This is a genomic window from Ruegeria lacuscaerulensis (genome assembly GCF_013034685.1).
In the GTDB taxonomy this organism is placed as follows: Bacteria; Pseudomonadota; Alphaproteobacteria; order Rhodobacterales; family Rhodobacteraceae; genus Ruegeria; species Ruegeria lacuscaerulensis_B.
The window spans coordinates 494467-512701 of sequence record NZ_WQGO01000003.1 but is presented as its reverse complement, the minus strand read 5'-3'; the positions used below and the strand labels follow the sequence as shown (position 1 = coordinate 512701).

Here is an 18235-nt window from a genome sequence, read left to right as displayed (position 1 = left end):
CTTAGAGGGCCGAGCCCTCGACCTGAGGCTTCAGTCGATTCACCGCATTGGTTACTTCTTCATGATGTGGATGTATAGCCAATGCGCGCTCATAGGCTTGCAGCGCCTTATCGGGCTGACCCACGATTTCAAAGATCAATCCCAATCCGTAGATCGCCTCGTAATTGTTGGGGTTCAGCGACAGGGCATATTCCAGATCCGCCGCCGCCATGCCAAAGCGTTCGATCCCGAAAAAGGCCGACGCCCGCACATGCCATCCTTCGGCGAAGTCCGGGGCGTGATCAGTCAACGCTGTTAGATGTTCGATGGCGGCCTTGGTATCACCATCCTCCAGCGCCTCGCGTCCTCGTTCCAACAACAGGTCTGCCGAAGCCGACCCTGACAGGGACCAAAGCGACTTGAGTTGACGATCGATGCCAATCGCTTGATCAGGTGTTGATTGCGCCAATTGCTGCAATAGCTCGGCTTCATCTCGCGAGTCGGCCTGCTGTGCAAGACAAGGGATGGAAAACGTGACTAGGAGCGCGGTTGCCGCGACGATACCTTTGAGATTGATGCTTGCAATGCTCATAACAACGTTCAGTGTAGCGTAGCGCAGTGGGATGTCCATTCCCTGCGCTCAAATCAAAGTGAGGAGAACCATGAGCGACACTCTGGAAAAAGCCGCAGCGGCGCTGAACGAAAAACTGGTCGACAGCGGCTTTGGCGCATCCGCCAAGTTCGCCATCGAAGGCCTGGGTGCAATCGTATTGGACGGCAGCGGCGCGCGCGTCAGCGACGAAGAGGCCGACGTCACCATGAGCGCGGATGTCGACACGTTCGAACAAATCCTCAGTGGTGAGTTGAACCCGACTGGTGCTTTCATGTCCGGCAAGCTGACCGTCGATGGTGACATGGGTGTCGCCATGCAACTGGCATCGGCGCTAGCCTGATGAACGCGTCACCGGCCCCCTTGTTCGAAGACGTGGCCGGTGCCCCAGCCGGCGGACAGGCCCACTGGTTGAACACCACGGATAATGTCCGCATTCGGGTGGCCCATTGGCAACCTGAAACCAACAGCGGCGGCACGGTGTTCATGTTCCCTGGCCGCACGGAATATATCGAAAAATACGGCGATACCGCGAGCGAATTTGTCGGTCGTGGCTTTGCATTCCTGACAATCGACTGGCGAGGTCAGGGGCTTGCGGATCGGTTGCTGGATGACCCACGAGTCGGTCATGTCGATACGATACCGGATTATCAGAAAGACGTTCAGGCCGCGCTGAACCTTGCTATTGAGCTGGACCTGCCAAAGCCATGGCACCTCATCGGGCATTCGATGGGCGGCGCCATAGGGCTGCGGGCCGTGATCGAAAGCGATCACTTCGCTACATGTGCCTTTACCGGGCCGATGTGGGGGATTTTCTTTACTCCGCTGATGAAACCGCTCAGCCGGTTGACCGCCTATTGGGGGCCTCGGTTGGGGTTGGGGGAAAAGACCCCACCGACCACATCGCTAGAAAGCTATGTGCTGTCGCAACCGTTCGAAGGCAACGTGCTGACCCGCGATCCGGCGATGTACAAGATGATGCAAGATCAACTGAACGCGCACCCCGAGCTAACGCTGGGCGCGCCCTCCACCATCTGGCTGCGCGAGGCGCTGGACGAATGCGCGTGGCTGATGGACCAACCCGCGCCCAAGACCCCCTGCCTGACTTTCCTGGGAACCCATGAACAAATCGTGGACCGCAAGGCCATCCGCGCCCGCATGGCCAACTGGCCCAGCGGCACGCTGGTGGAAATCCCCGACGGCGAACACGAGGTTTTGATGGAAGCGCCTGAGGTTCGAGGCCCCGTTTTCGACCAGTTGGCGGCGCATTTCATGGCTGCTGAACGCGAACCCGCCCTGGCTGACTAACACCCCGCTTGTGATCCCTGCCCGGCGCGCCTAGATGTTGGCGAAAGCTATTATTTCGAGGTGATCCATGCGCGACCTTCCCTTCCCCGTCCGTGACGCAAACGCAGTCGGCGGGTCCGACAATCTTGGCAACCTGCCGGAATGGGACCTGACGGATCTGTACAGCTCGGAAGAGGCGCCTGAACTGTCGCGCGATCTGGACTGGCTGGAAGGCGAATGTGCGTCCTTTGCCGCAGACTACGAGGGCAAGCTGGCCGATCTGGATGCCGATGGACTGCTGCAATGCGTCCTACGAAACGAAAAGATCAACGCCATTGCCGGGCGGATCATGTCCTTCGCCGGTCTGCGGTACTACCAGCTGACCACCGATGCGGACCGCGCCAAGTTCCTGTCGGATATGCAGGAAAAGATCACCATCTTCACCACGCCGCTGGTCTTCTTCACGCTCGAGCTCAACCGTATCGACGATGACGCGCTGAAAGCCCGGTTCGACGCCAACGCGGATCTGGGCCGGTACGAACCCGTCTTCCGCCGCATCCGCGCGATGAAGCCCTATCAACTGTCGGATGAGCTGGAGAAATTCCTGCACGATCTGGGTGTTGTCGGCGATGCATGGGAACGTCTGTTTGACGAAACCATCGCCGGTCTGACCTTTGATATCGAAGGTGAAGAGCTGAACATCGAAGGCACCCTGAACCTGCTGACCGAGCAGGACCGGACCAAACGCGAGACCGCCGCCCGCGAATTGGCGCGGGTGTTTCAAGAGAACGTCAAAACCTTTGCCCGCGTTCACAACACACAAGCCAAAGAGAAAGAAATCGTAGACCGCTGGCGCAATATGCCAACCGCTCAGACCGGTCGCCACCTGTCGAACGACGTGGAACCGGAAGTGGTTGAGGCCTTGCGCGAAGCCGTTGTCGCCGCCTATCCCAAGCTGAGCCACCGCTACTATGAGCTCAAGCGCAAATGGCTGGGGCTGGACGTGATGCAGGTCTGGGACCGCAACGCGCCCTTGCCGATGGAAGACACGCGCATCGTCGGCTGGGACGAGGCCGAAAAGACCGTGATGGATGCCTATAACGCGTTTGACCCGCGCATGGGCGAAATTGCTGCCCCCTTCTTCAGCAAGGGCTGGATTGATGCGGCCGTGAAGCCGGGCAAAGCGCCGGGTGCATTTGCCCACCCGACCGTGACCGACGTGCACCCCTACGTGATGCTCAACTATCTGGGCAAACCGCGCGACGTGATGACCCTGGCGCACGAGCTAGGTCATGGTGTCCACCAAGTACTGGCCGCCGGTCAGGGCGAGATGCTGTCCTCTACCCCACTGACACTGGCCGAAACGGCCTCGGTCTTTGGTGAGATGTTGACCTTCCGCAAGATGCTGGATCAGGCCGAAACCCCCGAACAGCGCAAAGTGCTGCTGGCCGGTAAGGTCGAGGACATGATCAACACGGTCGTCCGCCAGATCGCGTTCTATGATTTCGAATGCAAACTCCACGCCGCCCGCCGCGAAGGCGAGCTAACGCCCGACGACATCAACGCCCTGTGGATGAGCGTTCAGGCCGAAAGCCTTGGCCCGGCATTCGAATTCATGGACGGGTACGAGACTTTCTGGGCCTATATCCCACACTTCGTCCACTCGCCCTTCTACGTCTACGCCTACGCGTTTGGCGACGGATTGGTGAACGCCCTCTATTCCGTCTACGCAAGCGGGTCCGATGGGTTCGAGGACAAGTATTTCGACATGCTGCGCGCCGGTGGTTCGATGCACCACAAGGAATTGTTGGCCCCGTTCGGGCTTGACGCCAGCGATCCCAAGTTCTGGGACAAGGGCCTGTCGATGATCTCGGGCTTTATCGACGAACTCGAGGCGATGGAGGGCTGATCATTTCTGGTTTTTGGTGGTCAGAAACACGGCCGCCACGATCAGCACACCCCCAAGGGCTGCAATCGGCGTGATTGCGGCCCCCAGAAACAACGCCGAATTGACAAAGGTGAACACAACCGAGGCCGCAAACATCAAGGTTGCGGTCAATGTCGAAACCCGCGCAGCAGCCTCGTACCACAGGTAATAGGCGCAGGCGGTCGGCAGCACGCCCAGCAGGATCAGGAACACCACGTCATTGGCGGACGGAACCTGCATCGAAAACGCGGCCAGCGGCAGCAGAAGTGCCCCGGAACACAAGAAGATGCCGAACAGGAAGTTCAGCCGCTCTCCGGTCGATTTCGAATTGCGCATAGCCCGACTGCTTGAAATCAGGAAGACCGCCCAGCTTAGCCCGGCCCCGATTTCAAGAAGATCGCCGAATAAGGGCTCTCCACCTCCTTGAAAATCCCGGAAGACGGTCAGGAAAACGCCCAGAATGGCCAAAACTGTGGCCAGAACATCGGTTCGCGTGACAGGGGTATCGGCAAAGAAATAAAGGAAAACCAGCACGAAAAAGGGCGCTGTGTTCTCCAAAACCATCGCGTTGGCCGCGCCAGTATATTCAAGCCCGATGTGGAATAGGATATAGTTCACAACGGTCGACAATACGGCCAGGCGGAAATTCCAGTCACTCAACCGGATCGAGACGGAAACCCGCATCAGACGCAACATGCAATAGATCGCCAATGCCGCGATGAACAGGCGCGAGACCGCGATTTGCAACCCGCCCAGATCGCTGGTCAGATAGCGCACGATGACGCTATGCGTACCCCACAAGAACGCAGCCAGGAACCCAAGAACCAATCCATTCTGCAACAGGGGCTGTTTTGGCATGGGTACAGGCATGGGTTATTTCAACTGACTGTCCTTGGAGCCGCGTCGATTGATCCCGGACCGCGCTTTGAACGCGCCATCCCTATCCTGCTGGCAATCCAGACAGAGTTTCACCCCCGGCAGGGCAAGTCTGCGTTTCTCGGGGATCGGCTCTTCGCATTCTGCGCAATGGGTTAGGCTTTCGCAGTGAGGGCGCTTTTGCGCCTGCATCCGGGCCAGTTCGTCGGATATCGACGCCTCGATCTGTTCACTCACCGCGCCGTCGCGCGCCCAGCCGCCTGCCATTGTTGTCTCCTGTTCAGGTGACGACCAGATTAGGCTGCCGGGCCCGCGCGTGGCAAGTCAGAGAGAGTCAGCCACCGCAAACGCCTGGTCAATCATCGCCTGTGTCCCGCGCGAGAACTCCAACGGGCACGGATAGGTCGCCCCTTCCCGCACGGATCGACCAAAGGCTTCGACCTGCAATATGTATTGATCGTCACCGGGAAAGCGCGTGATCTGAACTTCCAGCCCCGGACGATGCAACTCGACCTGCGCCACGTCAAAAACCCGCGCATTGAACGGAGCGGTCAAACGGATCACGCCGCCCTCGCCGTGAAACTCCATCGCCTGATGCGGGTGCATCCGGGTCGACACATAGGTCGAATAGGTGAATCCGGGGAAGCGCGCATTGATCTCGGTGAACACGTCCACCTCGTTTTCCCATCGGATCGTCGAGCGGACCTCGACCGGCTCTTCCCCAGTGACAAACCGCGCGCTGCCGATCGTGTAAACGCCGATATCGCGCAACCCGCCGCCGCCAGTTTCGGGGCGGTTTCGGATGTTGCCTGTGTCGGCGCGATTGTCATAGGTGAACACACCGGTCACATGGATAAGTTTGCCAATGGCCCCATCCGCGATCAGCTTTTTAGCGAACTGCCACTGCGGGTGATGCACGATCATATAGGCCTCGGCAGCCAACAGTCCTGTCTCATCCCGCTTGGCGATCAGCGCATCGAACTCGGACGCCTGCATGGTCATGGGTTTCTCGCACAACACGTGCTTACCGGCATCCAAGGCCTTTAGCGACCACTCTACATGGAGGTGATTGGGCAGCGGGACATAAACCGCATCGATCTGCGGATCGGCCAGCAGCGCATCATAGCTGTCATAAACGGTCAGATCGGGGCAAAAAGCCTGAAACGGTTCGGCCTTGGCCGGGCTTGACGTTGCCAATCCGGCCAGCCGCGCGCCTTCCGCCGCGTGAATAGCCGGAGCCATAAACCGACGCGCAAAATTCGCGGCGCCCAGAACGCCCCATTGAACCGGGTTTTGCATAAGTCCCTCCCAAATTTCAGTATGGCCGTTATCGCTAACGGTCCAATCTCGGTTCTTTTAGCAACGTCTAGGCGCGAAGTCAGGCATTTTTGGCCATTTCTGACGTCAACAAATTACTTATCAGAGAGCGAGACCCTAAACGGTATTAGACGAAAAAAGCCCGCCGTCTCAGGCGGGCTTTGGTTCGCAGCGGCCGGATTACATCTGGCCCAGCATCCCTTTCTCGCGAGCAAGGTCGCGCATTTTCTTTTGCAGCTTTTCGAAGGCCCGCACCTCGATCTGACGGATGCGCTCGCGGCTGACGTTATACTGCGTGCTCAACTCTTCCAGCGTCACAGGCTGATCCATCAGGCGGCGCTGGGTCAGAATGTCCTTTTCGCGGTCGTTCAGCACCTCTAACGCGGCGGCCAGCAATTCACGGCGTGCGTCCAGCTCGTCGCGTGCCTCATAGTCGCCCGCCTGATCGGCATCTTCATCCTCAAGCCAGTCCTGCCACTGCATGGTACCTTCGCCTTCGGACCCGACGGTCGCGTTCAACGAGGCATCACCACCAGACATCCGGCGGTTCATGCTGATGACTTCCTCTTCGGTCACGCCAAGATCGTTGGCGATCTGCGCCACGTTTTCAGGGCGCAAATCACCCTCTTCCAACGCGCCGATACGCGCCTTGGCCTTGCGCAGGTTGAAAAACAGCTTTTTCTGCGCCGAGGTCGTGCCCAGCTTCACCAGCGACCAGGACCGCAGGATATATTCCTGGATCGAGGCGCGAATCCACCACATCGCATAGGTCGCCAGACGGAACCCTTTTTCCGGGTCGAACCGTTTGACCGCCTGCATCAGGCCTACATTGGCCTCGGAAATCACCTCGGCCTGCGGCAGACCGTAGCCGCGATAACCCATCGCGATCTTAGCCGCCAGACGCAAATGCGACGTAACCATTTTATGAGCCGATTCAGTGTCTTGCTCTTCGACCCAGCGCTTGGCCAGCATGTATTCCTCTTCCGGCTCCAGCAGCGGAAACTTGCGGATTTCCTGCATATAGCGGTTCAGGCCACCCTCGGGCGTCGGCGCGGGGAGATTTGCGTAATTTGCCATAATTCATGTCCCTCCGACAAATGTTTAAGTCGTTAACATAGGATATGGGAGGTCGTCCCGATTCATTCAAGAGGCAGCGCTAACAGAGTGGTATTAACCAACGATAAAGAAAAGATAAGAACGCGTTACTCACGAGTGTGCGCGTATTATGACAACGGCGCGCGCAGCTTATCAATCAGTTTCTCCATGTCTTCCGGCAAATTAGCCTCAAACCGCAAAATATCGCCAGTGACGGGGTGCTCGAACCCCAGAACCGCGGCGTGCAAAGCCTGTCGCGGGAAGGCGCGCACCGCCTCGGCCGTGTCTGCACTGAACGCTTTGGCCGCGAGCTTGCGTTTGCCGCCATAGACGGGATCGCCAACCAGTCCGTGCCCCGCATGGGCCATATGCACGCGAATCTGGTGCGTTCTGCCCGTTTCCAGCCAGCATTCGATCAAGGACAATCCCGCCGGGGCGCCAAATGTCTCAATCACCCGCGCCCGCGTCACGGCATGACGTCCGCCATGGAAAAGAACCGCCTGTTTCTGTCGGTCGGTCTTGTGACGGGCCAGTTGCGTGGTCAAGCGCATGATGTTGCCGGACTCAAAACTGACGCCCTTCACACCGCGCAAACGCGGATCATTGGCGTCGGGAACACCGTAGCACACCGCGCGATAATAGCGCTCGACCGTATGCGCCTCGAATTGGGCGGCCAGGCCGTGATGCGCGGCATCTGATTTAGCGACGACCAGCAAGCCGCTGGTTTCCTTGTCAATTCGATGTACGATACCCGGACGCTTTACGCCCCCCACGCCCGACAGGTCGTCTCCGCAATGATGCAGCAGAGCATTCACCAGCGTCCCATTGGGCGAGCCTGGTGCGGGATGCACCACCATACCCGCTGGTTTGTTGATGACGATCAAGTCGGTGTCCTCGAACACCACCTCCAGCGGGATATCCTCGGGGCCGATATGGCTATTTTCGGCCTCGGCTACCGCAATCGTGACAGATGTGCCCTCGGCCACTTTTGCCTTGGGATCGCTGGCCACGGTTCCGTTGATCCACACGGCACCTTCTTCGATCAATCGGGCAAGACGCGTGCGAGACAGATTTTCCTCGGGTGGCACATCCCGCGAAAGCGCCTTATCAAGGCGTGGCGGCGGATCTGCCGCGATCTGAAATTCAATCTGGCGAGTGCCCATGACTGTCCCTTCCGAACCGCAAGAACCGCAGGAAACGCCTCAGCTTCGATTGCTGCGGCGGATGGTCATGCTGCTGACCGCGGTGATGATTGGCGGCGTTCTAGTGACATTCGCGCTGATTGTCATCCGGCTATCGGACCGAACCCCCACCCTGCCCGATCAGATCGAGCTGCCAGACGGCGCCAAGGCGCAGGCCGTCACCATCGGGAACAACTGGTACGCCGTGGTCACGGACGACAACCGCATCCTGATCTTCGACAAGACAACCGGACGACAACGGCAAGAGATCGTGGTGGAGTAGCCCTAGATCGCGGTCAGTTCATCAACGCTCAACCGCAGTAAGGTCGGGCCAACCGCTGCATCAGTTTGCGTCAACGTTGCGACATCCAGAATGGTATCGCCCAAGTTCAAAAACGTCCCTTCTTCCGTAGCGATAAGTTGCATGGCTCGCTTCGCTTCTGCGTCGATGCCGGGCGAGGCCAGAAGCAACGATAGCAGCAACAGCCCCCGGTCCACATCATCGCCCGTATCAAACAACAGCGCTTCATCGGCCATCGCAATCCTCTCGCGGCGGCCATAGATACTGACATCTCCCGCGATCCGCCTGATCCGGTCCAGCGCGGCCTCTACCCCATCAACTTCCTGCGCCGCCTGCCGCAGTTTCGGTCCGCGCAAACAGTTCGCCAGATATGCCCCCGGCGCCAGAACCGACACATCCCGATAGCAATACCGCGCCTTTCCAAAGACCGAGAGTTCATCCGAAGCCGCAAGCTCGGTCAACAGGCTGCGCACCTCTTTCGCGCTGGTCAGAGTATCAAAACGCTTCAATTGTTCGGTTGTCGCCCGGCTAGGGATGAAGGTCACATCTTGGTGGCGAAGTGTTCGGAACGGCGGCAGCTCAATCCCGAAAAATGCCCTGCAATCCGCATTGAAGCGGTCCAACTGCTCTGAAGGGATCGTACTTGGCCTGCCGTCCAGCACCAAGGTTCCGTACATGGTGATAAACCTGTCGGCATAGGGCACGCGTCGGTCAAACTCGGCCAGAGGGTCGGCGGCATCCGGGCCGTTCGTGAGCCTCTGCCACCCGGCCTGATCAAAATACTCCGGCTTTCCGTTGCACCAGAACCGCTGGCCGTCCTTTTGCAACAACGTCGTGTAGTGGCCCGGAGAGCCGACCATAAAGGCATCCACCAGCGAAATACCATGCAGGATTGTGGCCAGCGACGTTGTCAGCGTAGCCTCATCCGCGCAAACGGTGACACCCATAGGCCGGTGCTTTTTATGGCCCATCAGACGCGACATAGCATGCAAACCGTCGATTGTATTGTAGATGTAAAGCGGCAATTGATCTCGTTCGAGCACCGGAAAGATGTCCAGCGCGGGGGTCAACAACCCGTCCGAGCGGCGGCGGGTCACGTGCCGCCAAAGCTGTGCCTTGATGCGATCAACAGGTTCTGCCCCCAGCCGGTCCCTTTCATCCTGAAGGTTCAGCAGCCCCACACGATCTGCCGTGCCCATGGGAAAGTCATGGGTGAAATGGCGGTCGATGTACTCCAGCATCTCATGGGTGACCTGGCTGTTTGGCGCGAGGTCCCGCCCCGTCGGGTCCACTCGGGACAGGATCTGATCGCGGATATGCCACAGCCGGTCGCTCATCAGATTGGCCAGGATCAGTACGATCAGCAAATCGGGATCGGTCGCAGCATCCATCAAACCGGGATGTGCCGCACGCGAAAGCAGTTCAATCCGGGCTGAGGGCTTAGGGATATCGACCACGGACTGCTCCTTCCTGTTTGCGGCCCCGACCAGAAGGGCAAATGAATGCTACAATCGGAAGACCATGCCGCCCAGCGCCTTTAGCGACTAACGCGATTGTTTATCCTACTGCCGAAATGGACTGCTATGGTCACGCATCCGCAGCGCCTTACATGCGCGCACCTCAGAAAGGCCCCTTCAATGCATTCCGAAAAGCCGATCTCAGCCGAATTTCCGTTCGACTCCAGATATGTCGAGGTCAACGGCCAGAAAATTCACTATGTGGATGAGGGCGAAGGCGCACCAGTTCTGTTTCTGCACGGCAACCCGACCTCATCTTATCTGTGGCGCAATATCATCCCCTATGCTGCCAAGGGCCATCGCGCCATTGCGATGGATTTGATCGGTATGGGCAAATCGGACAAACCCGACATCCCATATCGGTTTGTCGATCACGTCCCCTTTGTCGACGGGTTCATCAAGGCGCTGGGTCTGACGAATGTAATACTGGTCATCCACGACTGGGGTTCGGCCCTTGGGTTTCACTATGCAAGCCGACATCCCGAAAACATCCGCGGCATCGCGTTTATGGAAGGGATCATTCGCCCGATGACATGGGCCGCATTCCCCTCTGATTTCCGCGCCGGATTCAAGATGATGCGCACACCGGGACTGGGATGGGCGCTGATCTCGGGTCTGAACATGTTTGTCGAAAAAATCCTGCCCAGCGCCATTGTCCGCGACCTGACCCAGCAAGAGATGGACGCCTGCCGCGCGCCCTACCCAACCGCGCGCAGCCGCCAACCAGTGCGGGTCTGGCCCCGCGAGATACCGATTGATGGCGCTCCCTCGGACATGCACCAGATCGTCAGCGCCTATAGTCAATGGATGGGTGAGACCGAAATACCGATGTTGCTGTTTTATGCCAGCCCTGGTGGTACGATCCGGGAAGACGGCGTCGCGTGGTGCCGCGAGACCATCCAGAACTTGCAGACCGTCGATATCGGGTCGGGCATTCATTTCATACAGGAAGACAACCCGCACCTAATCGGTGACAAGCTGGCTGACTGGCTGGTAACTTTACCCTAAGGCTGCGCCTCTAGCGCCAACCGGAACACGATTTCGGATGCCTTCCTTAGCGCCTCATATTCCTGCGGCGTGTCTCGGCGAAAGGCCTGTTCCTGCGCGCTCAACTCGACCTGCGAAAACAGGCTGTGCCGATCAGGGAAGAATTCCCGCTGAAAGGACAAGTCTTGGCCAGCCATGTAGTCATCCAACCACGCGCGCTCGTCCGGTTCCAGCACATCGTTGCGGCGCACCATGACTGGAAAATCCAGTGTGGTCCGCCGCAACTGACGGCTTTTCCTGCGCCCCATTGCGCGGGTCACGATACCAAAGGCTTCGCTCGCGGCACGTGACTGGGACGGATTGGCAGGTTGTTGGCCCATCAGGTCATCCGCGACCGGAGTCCCGACCCGCGTCAAAAAATCGGCCACCACATGGCCATTCGTCATCTCAGCCCGGTCATATAGCATCGGCACCACGGTGACACCGGGAAAAGCGGTGCGAATGTCGGCAACTTTGGCGGCGAAACTATACTGCGCCGGATTGGCCTCGATCTGCGCAAGCTGCGCCTTGATATAGCCCGAACCCGCATTCACCAAACGACCGTTCTTGGCGCGCTGCTTGTAGTCGGCCTCGAAGAAATCGGAATAGCGGCGGCAATAGAAGGTGATCCGCAGCGCCCGTGCCGGGATTTCCGCGAATACCTGCGCCAAACGCTCCAGATCCACCGAATAAAACATCTCGGAGGACACGAGGCAGGTCCGATCCGCATGATCGTCGAATTCACTGGTCATGGCTGCGCGGAACGGGTCCATGGGCTCATTGGTCTGGTTGATGTGAAAGGCGATGATGTTGTGGCTCATCACCAGTCGGGTTTTACCCTCCAACCGCCTGCGCCCGGCCTCCATATAGTGCAGACCCGCATCCGCCAGAGCTGAAGAATTGTCGCGCAAAAACCCCTGCAAAGCGGTCGTGCCGGTTTTGGGCATGCCCAGATGTAGCCACAGCATCAGAGCGCCCTCGCCTTACTGCCCAAACCCTGCCTCACGGCTGGCTGACCTCGAACCCCGATGTCATCTGCTGCATCAATTCCCGCATTTCAGGCTGTTCGCGCAGCTGGGCAATGTGCTGGCGATGCAGGTCACAGGATTTATGATGCAAACGCGCCGTTTCGGGGTCGGATAGCATCTCGTAGTAAATCGTCCGTTTGCGATCCAGAATGACATCGATGGATGTGTTCGTCTCGGCGTTCTGGTTCATCATGTTCCAGTATTCCATGCCAAGGCTTTCACCCAAATGATGCGCCCGCCCGCGCATCTTTTTTACCAGATAGCTCTCGCAGGATTTCAGGGCGTAGTGGTTCAGTTGCACGAGGTCATACCCCACCGAATCCCGCGCCGAACGCCAGCTTTTGTCATAGTACCGGTCAGGCATCCGTTTACCTGAGCCGTTGTACCAATGACATTCCTCCATCGTCTCGACCGTCGGGCGCTTGGGCCGGTGCACGCCCAGCGCGTCCCAAAGCTCTCGCTGGAACATCGTCTTAAAGCCCCACGCTTGCGGAGGTCGAAAAATCCGCTCGGGCGCGGCCTGCCGGAACTGGTCCGACAGAAACCGATCCTCATACCGCTCGACCCCCGCATTGCCGAAAAGCCGCCATGTCATCGAGATGGTCCTGGCCTCGGGGATCGCCTGCGTCAGCGCGCGCAGCGTGTTGTCGCCGGTCTTGACGTTGATATGCTCATCCGCGTCAATCACAATGACCCAGTCTTGCGGGCGCGCGATGTCCATCCGCATGAAAGCATTATAGGCGCGTTTCTGCGGGCTGGTCCGGCGGCGCGAGTTGTTGTCTACATGGGTGACGATACCACGCTCATCCAACCGTCCTAGCAGAGCATCTGTGCCGTCAGTACAATCGTTGGTCATCACCACGATCTGGTCCACGCCTATCGCCCGGTTATGCGCCACCCATTCCAGCACGAAGGGGCCTTCGTTTTTCATAGGGGTAATGCTGATAAAGCGTGGATCCTGATCGGTCATGAAAGACTGCCCTGCTGCTTTCTTGTTGCCCGGAGCTTCGTCGCGGGATCGTTTAGATTTTGCGAACAAACTACGAATTTTTGGCAGGGGCACCAAGCGGAAAACTCACCCATCGCCGCCTGCCCGCTTTAGCTGGTTCGAGAATTTTTTGAAGGTCGGACACAGGTCGCGCGCGCGTTTCAGGTATCTGCGGGCCTGCTGCCGATCTCCGCGCCGCAATAGGATTTGCCCTGCCTCGCCCTGAATTGCGGCGGTATTGTCATCCAGATCCGCCGCTTGAATGATCTGGCTTTGCCCCTGTTCCACTGCGTTGTTGCGTGTCAGAAACTGTCCCATAGCGAAGATCAGGAACGGATTGTCCGGGTCACAGGCCAAAGCCTCCGCCATGGTCAGGCGGGCCTGCGCAATTTCTCCGTCAGCTTCGTACAAATCGCACAGCCTCTTATAAAACAGAGGATTATCCGGACAATCTTTGCAAACTCTTCGGGCTTGATCGATTTTTGTGGTCAGGTTGGTTTCACCCAACCGCAATTGCAGTGCGCCAGATAAACTTCGGTAGCTTGGGCTATTTTCAGGGATTTGTATCAAAGGGGACAGATTTGTCATGTTCAACAGACCATCTTGTAATATCTGCAAACGGTCCCTGTCATTTGGTAACCGACGCGCTTTTTCGTCCACGGACAAAAAAGCCCAATCAAGCAACAACAAATCAAAGTTGCAGGGCCTGCGCGAAATGACTTTCCTTTGCGCGATATGCGCATTGTAGTTGAACCAAGACCGCCTGATAGCTCTTTGCATGGCCCAATCTGCCGGGGGCAATGCGCGATACGCCAATTGATCCCGAAACAACAGGCGCGAGCCAAAAATCGTTATGTCGGGCCGCAGCGGTTTGGCCCAGAAAGCCTGAGAGAATTCTCGGGCAGCGTTCCATCTTTTCTTCTGCCCACCCAAGGTCGCTGCGCGCAAGGCTCTTGCCACCGCGTAGTCTTCTGGCCAGGTGTTTGGATTTTCAAGTACGAGGTCCGCCATTCGCAGGGCATCGCCCCACCGTTGGAGATAGAAAAAATTTATGGCCTGCAACAAGGGCAGGAACGCATTGTCCGCTTCTGTGTCCAATAAGGCGTGGGTTATGTCTGCCGCTTCCTGCGCACGGTCAGCCGAATGCAATGAATACAAATGAAACGTGGCCTTGGCATAAATATGCGCCGCTTCCGAGCCGTTGATAAATCCGCTTGGTCCATTTCGAAGACGCTCGACCACTTTTTCATGAGCCTCAGTTAATTCGCTCTCGGACAGAACCTCACGGAACATTTTGCTTTGTGACCCAGCGATCCGCGATGCTGCCATCGAGAATGCTGAAACTGCTGGCGCAATCACCTGATCGGCCCGCGACATCGTATAAAGCTCAAGAAAGTCCCGCTTGGCGCGGGACAGGCTGGACAGGTCGGCGATGTCGGACATCTGTAAAAGCTGCGGGAACTTGCTCTGGAACCGGGCGATCAGTTCCGGTTGGTCCGAGAACATGATTGCCGTTTGGCCCTTGGTCTTTTCCAGATGCGCCTCGTACAACTCTTCGGGCTCAATCTTGGCGGGCCATGTGGTGTGCTTCCACGGCTCGCCATTCAGAATGTCGCCACGGCGTATGTGATAGGCTGACACCCCCTGCCCCGAAAGCCGTGCATCAGCCTGTTCCATGACCGCTCGGATATCCTCGGCAAATCCAATCCGATGGATGAAGTTCCGATACCGGGGGCGGATGGTTTCGATATCCTCCCATGGAAAGGCCAGGACCTCGAACCCTTCCTCGACCAGGACCGAGCGACCCACGGCCAGATGCGCCTGCAACCGATCCGGCGATTTGTCCCCCAGAAACGACCAGACCGGCAATGCGTCCTGTGTCAACGCATCGAATGCATGCGCATCCAGAAAATGCATGTCCATCCAACTTTGGGTGAACAACTCCGAAGGCGTGTCCAACTCGGGGGCGTCGGCACCTTTGGGAAACCAGTTGACCTTATAGTCGGCGCCAAAATCCTCGGCCAAACGAATGCAGGTCAGCATCATCAGCAGACGCGCGCCCATGCGATCCTTACGCTGACCGATAAAAACGCCCCGCGCGGCGGTCATGACGCGTCGCTTGCGGCGGCCATCGCGGCGCGGCGCAGCCTTCGAAACCGTTGGCGCGCCTGCCGGACCAATGCGTCATGGCGGTCGCCTGCCATGCTCTCGATGCCGCGCATAAACAAGGGCAAACGGCGGCGCGCGCGCATCATCTTGTAAAACCCTTCCGGTTCCAACGTGCCGTCCATCGCGCCCAGCATGACCGGTTTCAGGATATCCAGTTTGCGCAGCATCGGGGCAGCAAAATGGTTGGAAAACCAGGTCTTGAGCAACAACACATTGTCGCCTTGCAAACGCTCGACCTGTTTGCGGTCCAGATCGAAGAAAGGGTCATAAAATACATAGGCACGCCCAGCCGCACCCACCGTCTGCGCCGCATCGCTCAAGGGCAGATCCCAATCCTGTACCCGGCCGAACCGATAGCGGGTTTCCCATGGCACCAGACGCTCATCCAGCGTGGTTTGCGGATTAAACGCGATCACATGCGCGCCCGGAACAAGCTGTGAGAAGGTCAGCGCGCCAAACCCGCCCATCGAAGCCCCTGCAAACACCACCCTATCGAACCGACCAAAAAAACCCTGGGCGGCCTTGTTTTCAAAATAAGACAGGATCTCGGGGTCGCGATACCAGGCTTTGGTGCGGGCAAAGACCCCCATATGCGACCACCCCTCATCGCGAAAGAACTTCCACCCCCAGGGTTCGCGCGCAAAGGACAGGTCGCTTGCGTTGGCAATATTGTCAAAGCTAACAACCAGCTGCGATGCAGACCGCTGATGAAACAGGATCGAGTGGCGGTCGAGTTTTTCCAGAAATCCGGTGCCATCACCGCCGGGGTAAAGCTCCACGAACCACGGCGGAGCGGGATCGGTCAAGATGCGCTCGTACCCGGTCTTGCGATCAGGATGTTCAGGTTGAAGCTGCTCTTTCGAAAGATCGTCTGCCATGGGCGTCACGTCAGATTGTCTGCCAGCCAAGACCGGAATTCCACCCAATCCGGCCGCATCTTGATCTCGGCGATCTTGGCGCGGTGCCAGTCGCAAGCCGTCGCGTGAAGCGCACCAAGTTCCGTATCTGCTTTCAATTCGTCCAGCAGAGGCGTGGCCCGCCGTGCGGCAGGCAGAATGGATTGGTCCTGCTCTTTGTTGACATTCATGTCCTGCCAGTAGGACTGACCCTGATCCATGCGGATATGGTTGGTCCGACCCCGGTCGCGTTTGATCAGGAATCCGTCCAGCGACCGCACTGAGTAATGGTGTAGCCGCCCGAATGAATGATCGAACCGACGCCACGCGCGCCAGCCCACCTTTTCAGCCGGAAACAGATTACCACTGGCATCCGACCAGGCGATATCGGCGGCCTCGTCGGGTTCGAACCCTTTGGGGCGATGCGGTCCGAACCGGCGAAACTTACCGTTATTCCTGAACAGTGTCTTCAACCCGTAAGCCCGGCCCGAGTGATAGGGGTATTCCTGATCCCCCATCGAAAACGCCTCGGTCACGGGTTTGTCTTCAAAGCTGAGATTGCCCGAACTTCCAAACAGCTTCCAGGCAAACGAGATCGCATCCACCGGCTGCCCTGCCCGATCTTCTACCTCGGCAATCAACGAGGGAAAGCTGTTGTCGCCGCAGCGTATGTTCCAGAATTCGTCCACATCGAGACACATCAGCCAATCGGCCTCTTTCACCTTGGGTTGACGGCGCGCGCGTCGCAGCATCTGGTGTTGAGGATTGCCGCCTTCTTTCACTTCGTTGTTAACCTGGGTGGCAAGGCCCAGGGCTTGCAAACGCTGCGCAATCTCGTCGGTGCCATCTTCGCAATCATTGGTGAAGATCACAAAGTGATCCACGCCCAACGACTTATGGAACGCGACCCATTCCAGCATATAGGGGCCTTCGTTCTTCATCGTTGTGAATACGGTAATGGTCTGAGACATTTGCACCTTCCGACTGCTCTTACTCACCGTCATACACGTCCGAACCCGGACGGGCGAGACGTGAATTGCGCGTATCGGAAATCCAAAGCCAAACGAGGCAAAACGACACGCACTCAGTGCGCATCTAGTATCAAAAATATGAAGATTTGGTGCGGTCGAGAAGACTCGAACTTCCACGGGTGTTACCCCACAGCGACCTCAACGCTGCGCGTCTACCAATTCCGCCACGACCGCACTGCCAGTGACTTGGTAGAGGCGCGTATAGACGCTGTGCGCGGGGATGTGAAGAGGCAAAAACAAGGGTGGTTTGAATTCCGTTCGGGGCTTCATATCTAAAGCGTCAAATCCAGCCCATCGCCCATGCAGGAGCCCCAAATGACCGAAACCGATACCCGCCCCGTCGTCCAGATCGACATCGTGTCGGACGTTGTGTGTCCATGGTGCATCGTGGGCTTTCGACAACTGGATCAGGCGCTGCAGTCTCAGAACGTTCTGGCCCGCCTGCGCTGGCACCCTTTCGAGTTGAACCCCAACATGCCGCCCGAAGGACAGAACCTGCGCGAGCATATCATCGAGAAATACGGGTCAACCCCCGAGCAAAGCCAGCAATCGCGGGATCGTCTGGTACAGATCGGGGCGGAACTTGGGTTTCAGTTCAATTTCGAGGATGACAGCCGAATCGTAAACACATTCGCCGCGCATCAGTTGCTGGATTGGGCTGAAACGCAGGGGCGCCAGCATCCGCTGAAAATGGCCCTGTTCCACGCTTATTTCACCGAGCAACAGGATGTCTCGGACGTTAACGTTTTGCTGAACGCGGTCGAGGCCGCTGGTTTGGACGCTCAAGTCGCACGCGCAGCGCTGGCCTCCGGGGATCACATCGCGTCTGTGCGTGAGAAGCAGCAGTTCTGGACCAGTCGCGGAATCTCGGGCGTGCCGTCCATGGTGTTTGGTGGCAAGTACCTGCTGACCGGCGCACAAGGGGCCGAAACCTATGCACAGGTCCTGCAGCGCTGCCTGACCGAAGCCGCCTAGCCCCTTTTCCCCAGCCAACCACCATTGTAAGA

General features: G+C 58.0%; 18 protein-coding genes and 1 tRNA gene. 6 read left to right on the top strand and 13 right to left on the bottom strand.

Annotated features, from left to right (window positions below; translation table 11 throughout):
- Position 1: 1 nt before the first annotated feature.
- Positions 2–610 carry a tetratricopeptide repeat protein gene (locus GOV80_RS10230; RefSeq protein WP_170784438.1) on the bottom strand — a complete coding sequence of 203 codons (609 nt, stop codon included), beginning with the start codon at positions 608–610 and terminating at the stop codon, positions 2–4.
- 31 nt (positions 611–641) lie between these two features.
- On the opposite strand from GOV80_RS10230, the gene GOV80_RS10225 reads away from it, so the two are divergent.
- The 3 genes from GOV80_RS10225 (at position 642) to GOV80_RS10215 (ending at position 3785) form a co-directional block, all read left to right on the top strand.
- Positions 642–932 carry an SCP2 sterol-binding domain-containing protein gene (locus GOV80_RS10225; protein WP_170784436.1) on the top strand — a complete coding sequence of 97 codons (291 nt, stop codon included), beginning with the start codon at positions 642–644 and terminating at the stop codon, positions 930–932.
- The gene (locus GOV80_RS10220) at positions 932–1897 is read left to right on the top strand and encodes an alpha/beta fold hydrolase (protein WP_170784434.1); all 966 of its coding nucleotides are present in this window, start codon (positions 932–934) and stop codon (positions 1895–1897) included. The genes GOV80_RS10225 and GOV80_RS10220 overlap by 1 nt, the downstream gene beginning before the upstream one ends.
- Positions 1898–1964: 67 nt before the next feature.
- Positions 1965–3785 carry a M3 family oligoendopeptidase gene (locus GOV80_RS10215; protein WP_170784432.1) on the top strand — a complete coding sequence of 607 codons (1821 nt, stop codon included), beginning with the start codon at positions 1965–1967 and terminating at the stop codon, positions 3783–3785.
- Here the strand turns inward: GOV80_RS10215 and GOV80_RS10210 are convergent, their stop codons facing one another.
- The 5 genes from GOV80_RS10210 to GOV80_RS10190 all read right to left on the bottom strand — a co-directional run bounded on the left by GOV80_RS10210 (position 3786) and on the right by GOV80_RS10190 (position 8254).
- The gene (locus GOV80_RS10210) at positions 3786–4661 is read right to left on the bottom strand and encodes a DMT family transporter (protein ID WP_214647992.1); all 876 of its coding nucleotides are present in this window, start codon (positions 4659–4661) and stop codon (positions 3786–3788) included. It lies immediately after the preceding gene.
- A gap of 15 nt (positions 4662–4676) precedes the next feature.
- Positions 4677–4946 carry a DksA/TraR family C4-type zinc finger protein gene (locus GOV80_RS10205; protein WP_170784428.1) on the bottom strand — a complete coding sequence of 90 codons (270 nt, stop codon included), beginning with the start codon at positions 4944–4946 and terminating at the stop codon, positions 4677–4679.
- A 57-nt stretch (positions 4947–5003) separates the two neighbouring features.
- Entirely contained in the window at positions 5004–5978 is a 975-nt protein-coding gene (locus GOV80_RS10200) for a Gfo/Idh/MocA family protein (RefSeq protein ID WP_170784426.1), read from the bottom strand.
- Positions 5979–6176: 198 nt separating this feature from the next.
- A complete protein-coding gene (gene rpoH, locus GOV80_RS10195; RefSeq protein ID WP_170750687.1) occupies positions 6177–7073 on the bottom strand; it encodes an RNA polymerase sigma factor RpoH in 897 nt (298 codons plus the stop codon).
- A 146-nt stretch (positions 7074–7219) separates the two neighbouring features.
- A complete protein-coding gene (locus tag GOV80_RS10190) occupies positions 7220–8254 on the bottom strand; it encodes an RluA family pseudouridine synthase (protein WP_170784424.1) in 1035 nt (344 codons plus the stop codon).
- Between GOV80_RS10190 and GOV80_RS10185 the strand changes: the two genes are divergently transcribed.
- The gene (locus GOV80_RS10185; RefSeq protein ID WP_170784422.1) at positions 8253–8555 is read left to right on the top strand and encodes a DUF6476 family protein; all 303 of its coding nucleotides are present in this window, start codon (positions 8253–8255) and stop codon (positions 8553–8555) included. The two genes, GOV80_RS10190 and GOV80_RS10185, sit on opposite strands and share 2 nt — an antisense overlap.
- Before the next feature lie 2 nt (positions 8556–8557).
- Here the strand turns inward: GOV80_RS10185 and GOV80_RS10180 are convergent, their stop codons facing one another.
- On the bottom strand, positions 8558–10030 hold the full coding sequence (locus tag GOV80_RS10180) for a hypothetical protein (RefSeq protein ID WP_170784420.1): 1473 nt from the start codon (positions 10028–10030) through the stop codon (positions 8558–8560).
- Positions 10031–10210: 180 nt separating this feature from the next.
- Here GOV80_RS10180 and GOV80_RS10175 point away from each other — a divergent pair, with 180 nt between their 5' ends.
- Positions 10211–11098 carry a haloalkane dehalogenase gene (locus tag GOV80_RS10175; protein ID WP_170784418.1) on the top strand — a complete coding sequence of 296 codons (888 nt, stop codon included), beginning with the start codon at positions 10211–10213 and terminating at the stop codon, positions 11096–11098.
- Here the strand turns inward: GOV80_RS10175 and GOV80_RS10170 are convergent.
- From GOV80_RS10170 to GOV80_RS10145, 6 genes are all read right to left on the bottom strand, one after another.
- Positions 11095–12084, bottom strand: coding sequence for a hypothetical protein (locus GOV80_RS10170; RefSeq protein WP_170784416.1), 990 nt, complete (start codon positions 12082–12084; stop codon positions 11095–11097). The genes GOV80_RS10175 and GOV80_RS10170 overlap by 4 nt on opposite strands.
- 34 nt (positions 12085–12118) lie before the next feature.
- Positions 12119–13114 carry a glycosyltransferase family 2 protein gene (locus tag GOV80_RS10165; protein ID WP_170784414.1) on the bottom strand — a complete coding sequence of 332 codons (996 nt, stop codon included), beginning with the start codon at positions 13112–13114 and terminating at the stop codon, positions 12119–12121.
- A gap of 105 nt (positions 13115–13219) precedes the next feature.
- On the bottom strand, positions 13220–15241 hold the full coding sequence (locus GOV80_RS10160; RefSeq protein ID WP_170784412.1) for a tetratricopeptide repeat protein: 2022 nt from the start codon (positions 15239–15241) through the stop codon (positions 13220–13222).
- Positions 15238–16179, bottom strand: a complete 942-nt coding sequence (locus GOV80_RS10155; protein ID WP_170784410.1) for a hypothetical protein — start codon at positions 16177–16179, stop codon at positions 15238–15240. Before GOV80_RS10155 ends, GOV80_RS10160 begins: the two co-directional genes overlap by 4 nt.
- 5 nt (positions 16180–16184) lie before the next feature.
- Positions 16185–17168 carry a glycosyltransferase family 2 protein gene (locus tag GOV80_RS10150; RefSeq protein ID WP_170784408.1) on the bottom strand — a complete coding sequence of 328 codons (984 nt, stop codon included), beginning with the start codon at positions 17166–17168 and terminating at the stop codon, positions 16185–16187.
- A gap of 147 nt (positions 17169–17315) precedes the next feature.
- Positions 17316–17402: transfer RNA gene (locus GOV80_RS10145), tRNA-Leu, on the bottom strand.
- Between the two features lie 141 nt (positions 17403–17543).
- On the opposite strand from GOV80_RS10145, the gene GOV80_RS10140 reads away from it, so the two are divergent.
- Positions 17544–18203, top strand: coding sequence for a DsbA family oxidoreductase (locus tag GOV80_RS10140; RefSeq protein ID WP_170784406.1), 660 nt, complete (start codon positions 17544–17546; stop codon positions 18201–18203).
- The last annotated feature ends 32 nt before the right edge of the window (positions 18204–18235 follow it).

Bases quoted from the DNA above. Each gene is read 5' to 3' on its own strand.
- GOV80_RS10230 (WP_170784438.1), bottom strand. From the start codon at position 610: ATGGACATCCCACTGCGCTACGCTACACTGAACGTTGTTATGAGCATT.
- GOV80_RS10225 (WP_170784436.1), top strand. From the start codon at position 642: ATGAGCGACACTCTGGAAAAAGCCGCAGCGGCGCTGAACGAAAAACTG.
- GOV80_RS10220 (WP_170784434.1), top strand. From the start codon at position 932: ATGAACGCGTCACCGGCCCCCTTGTTCGAAGACGTGGCCGGTGCCCCA.
- GOV80_RS10215 (WP_170784432.1), top strand. From the start codon at position 1,965: ATGCGCGACCTTCCCTTCCCCGTCCGTGACGCAAACGCAGTCGGCGGG.
- GOV80_RS10210 (WP_214647992.1), bottom strand. From the start codon at position 4,661: ATGCCAAAACAGCCCCTGTTGCAGAATGGATTGGTTCTTGGGTTCCTG.
- GOV80_RS10205 (WP_170784428.1), bottom strand. From the start codon at position 4,946: ATGGCAGGCGGCTGGGCGCGCGACGGCGCGGTGAGTGAACAGATCGAG.
- GOV80_RS10200 (WP_170784426.1), bottom strand. From the start codon at position 5,978: ATGCAAAACCCGGTTCAATGGGGCGTTCTGGGCGCCGCGAATTTTGCG.
- rpoH (WP_170750687.1), bottom strand. From the start codon at position 7,073: ATGGCAAATTACGCAAATCTCCCCGCGCCGACGCCCGAGGGTGGCCTG.
- GOV80_RS10185 (WP_170784422.1), top strand. From the start codon at position 8,253: ATGACTGTCCCTTCCGAACCGCAAGAACCGCAGGAAACGCCTCAGCTT.
- GOV80_RS10190 (WP_170784424.1), bottom strand. From the start codon at position 8,254: ATGGGCACTCGCCAGATTGAATTTCAGATCGCGGCAGATCCGCCGCCA.
- GOV80_RS10175 (WP_170784418.1), top strand. From the start codon at position 10,211: ATGCATTCCGAAAAGCCGATCTCAGCCGAATTTCCGTTCGACTCCAGA.
- GOV80_RS10170 (WP_170784416.1), bottom strand. From the start codon at position 12,084: ATGCTGTGGCTACATCTGGGCATGCCCAAAACCGGCACGACCGCTTTG.
- GOV80_RS10165 (WP_170784414.1), bottom strand. From the start codon at position 13,114: ATGACCGATCAGGATCCACGCTTTATCAGCATTACCCCTATGAAAAAC.
- GOV80_RS10160 (WP_170784412.1), bottom strand. From the start codon at position 15,241: ATGACCGCCGCGCGGGGCGTTTTTATCGGTCAGCGTAAGGATCGCATG.
- GOV80_RS10155 (WP_170784410.1), bottom strand. From the start codon at position 16,179: ATGGCAGACGATCTTTCGAAAGAGCAGCTTCAACCTGAACATCCTGAT.
- GOV80_RS10150 (WP_170784408.1), bottom strand. From the start codon at position 17,168: ATGTCTCAGACCATTACCGTATTCACAACGATGAAGAACGAAGGCCCC.
- GOV80_RS10140 (WP_170784406.1), top strand. From the start codon at position 17,544: ATGACCGAAACCGATACCCGCCCCGTCGTCCAGATCGACATCGTGTCG.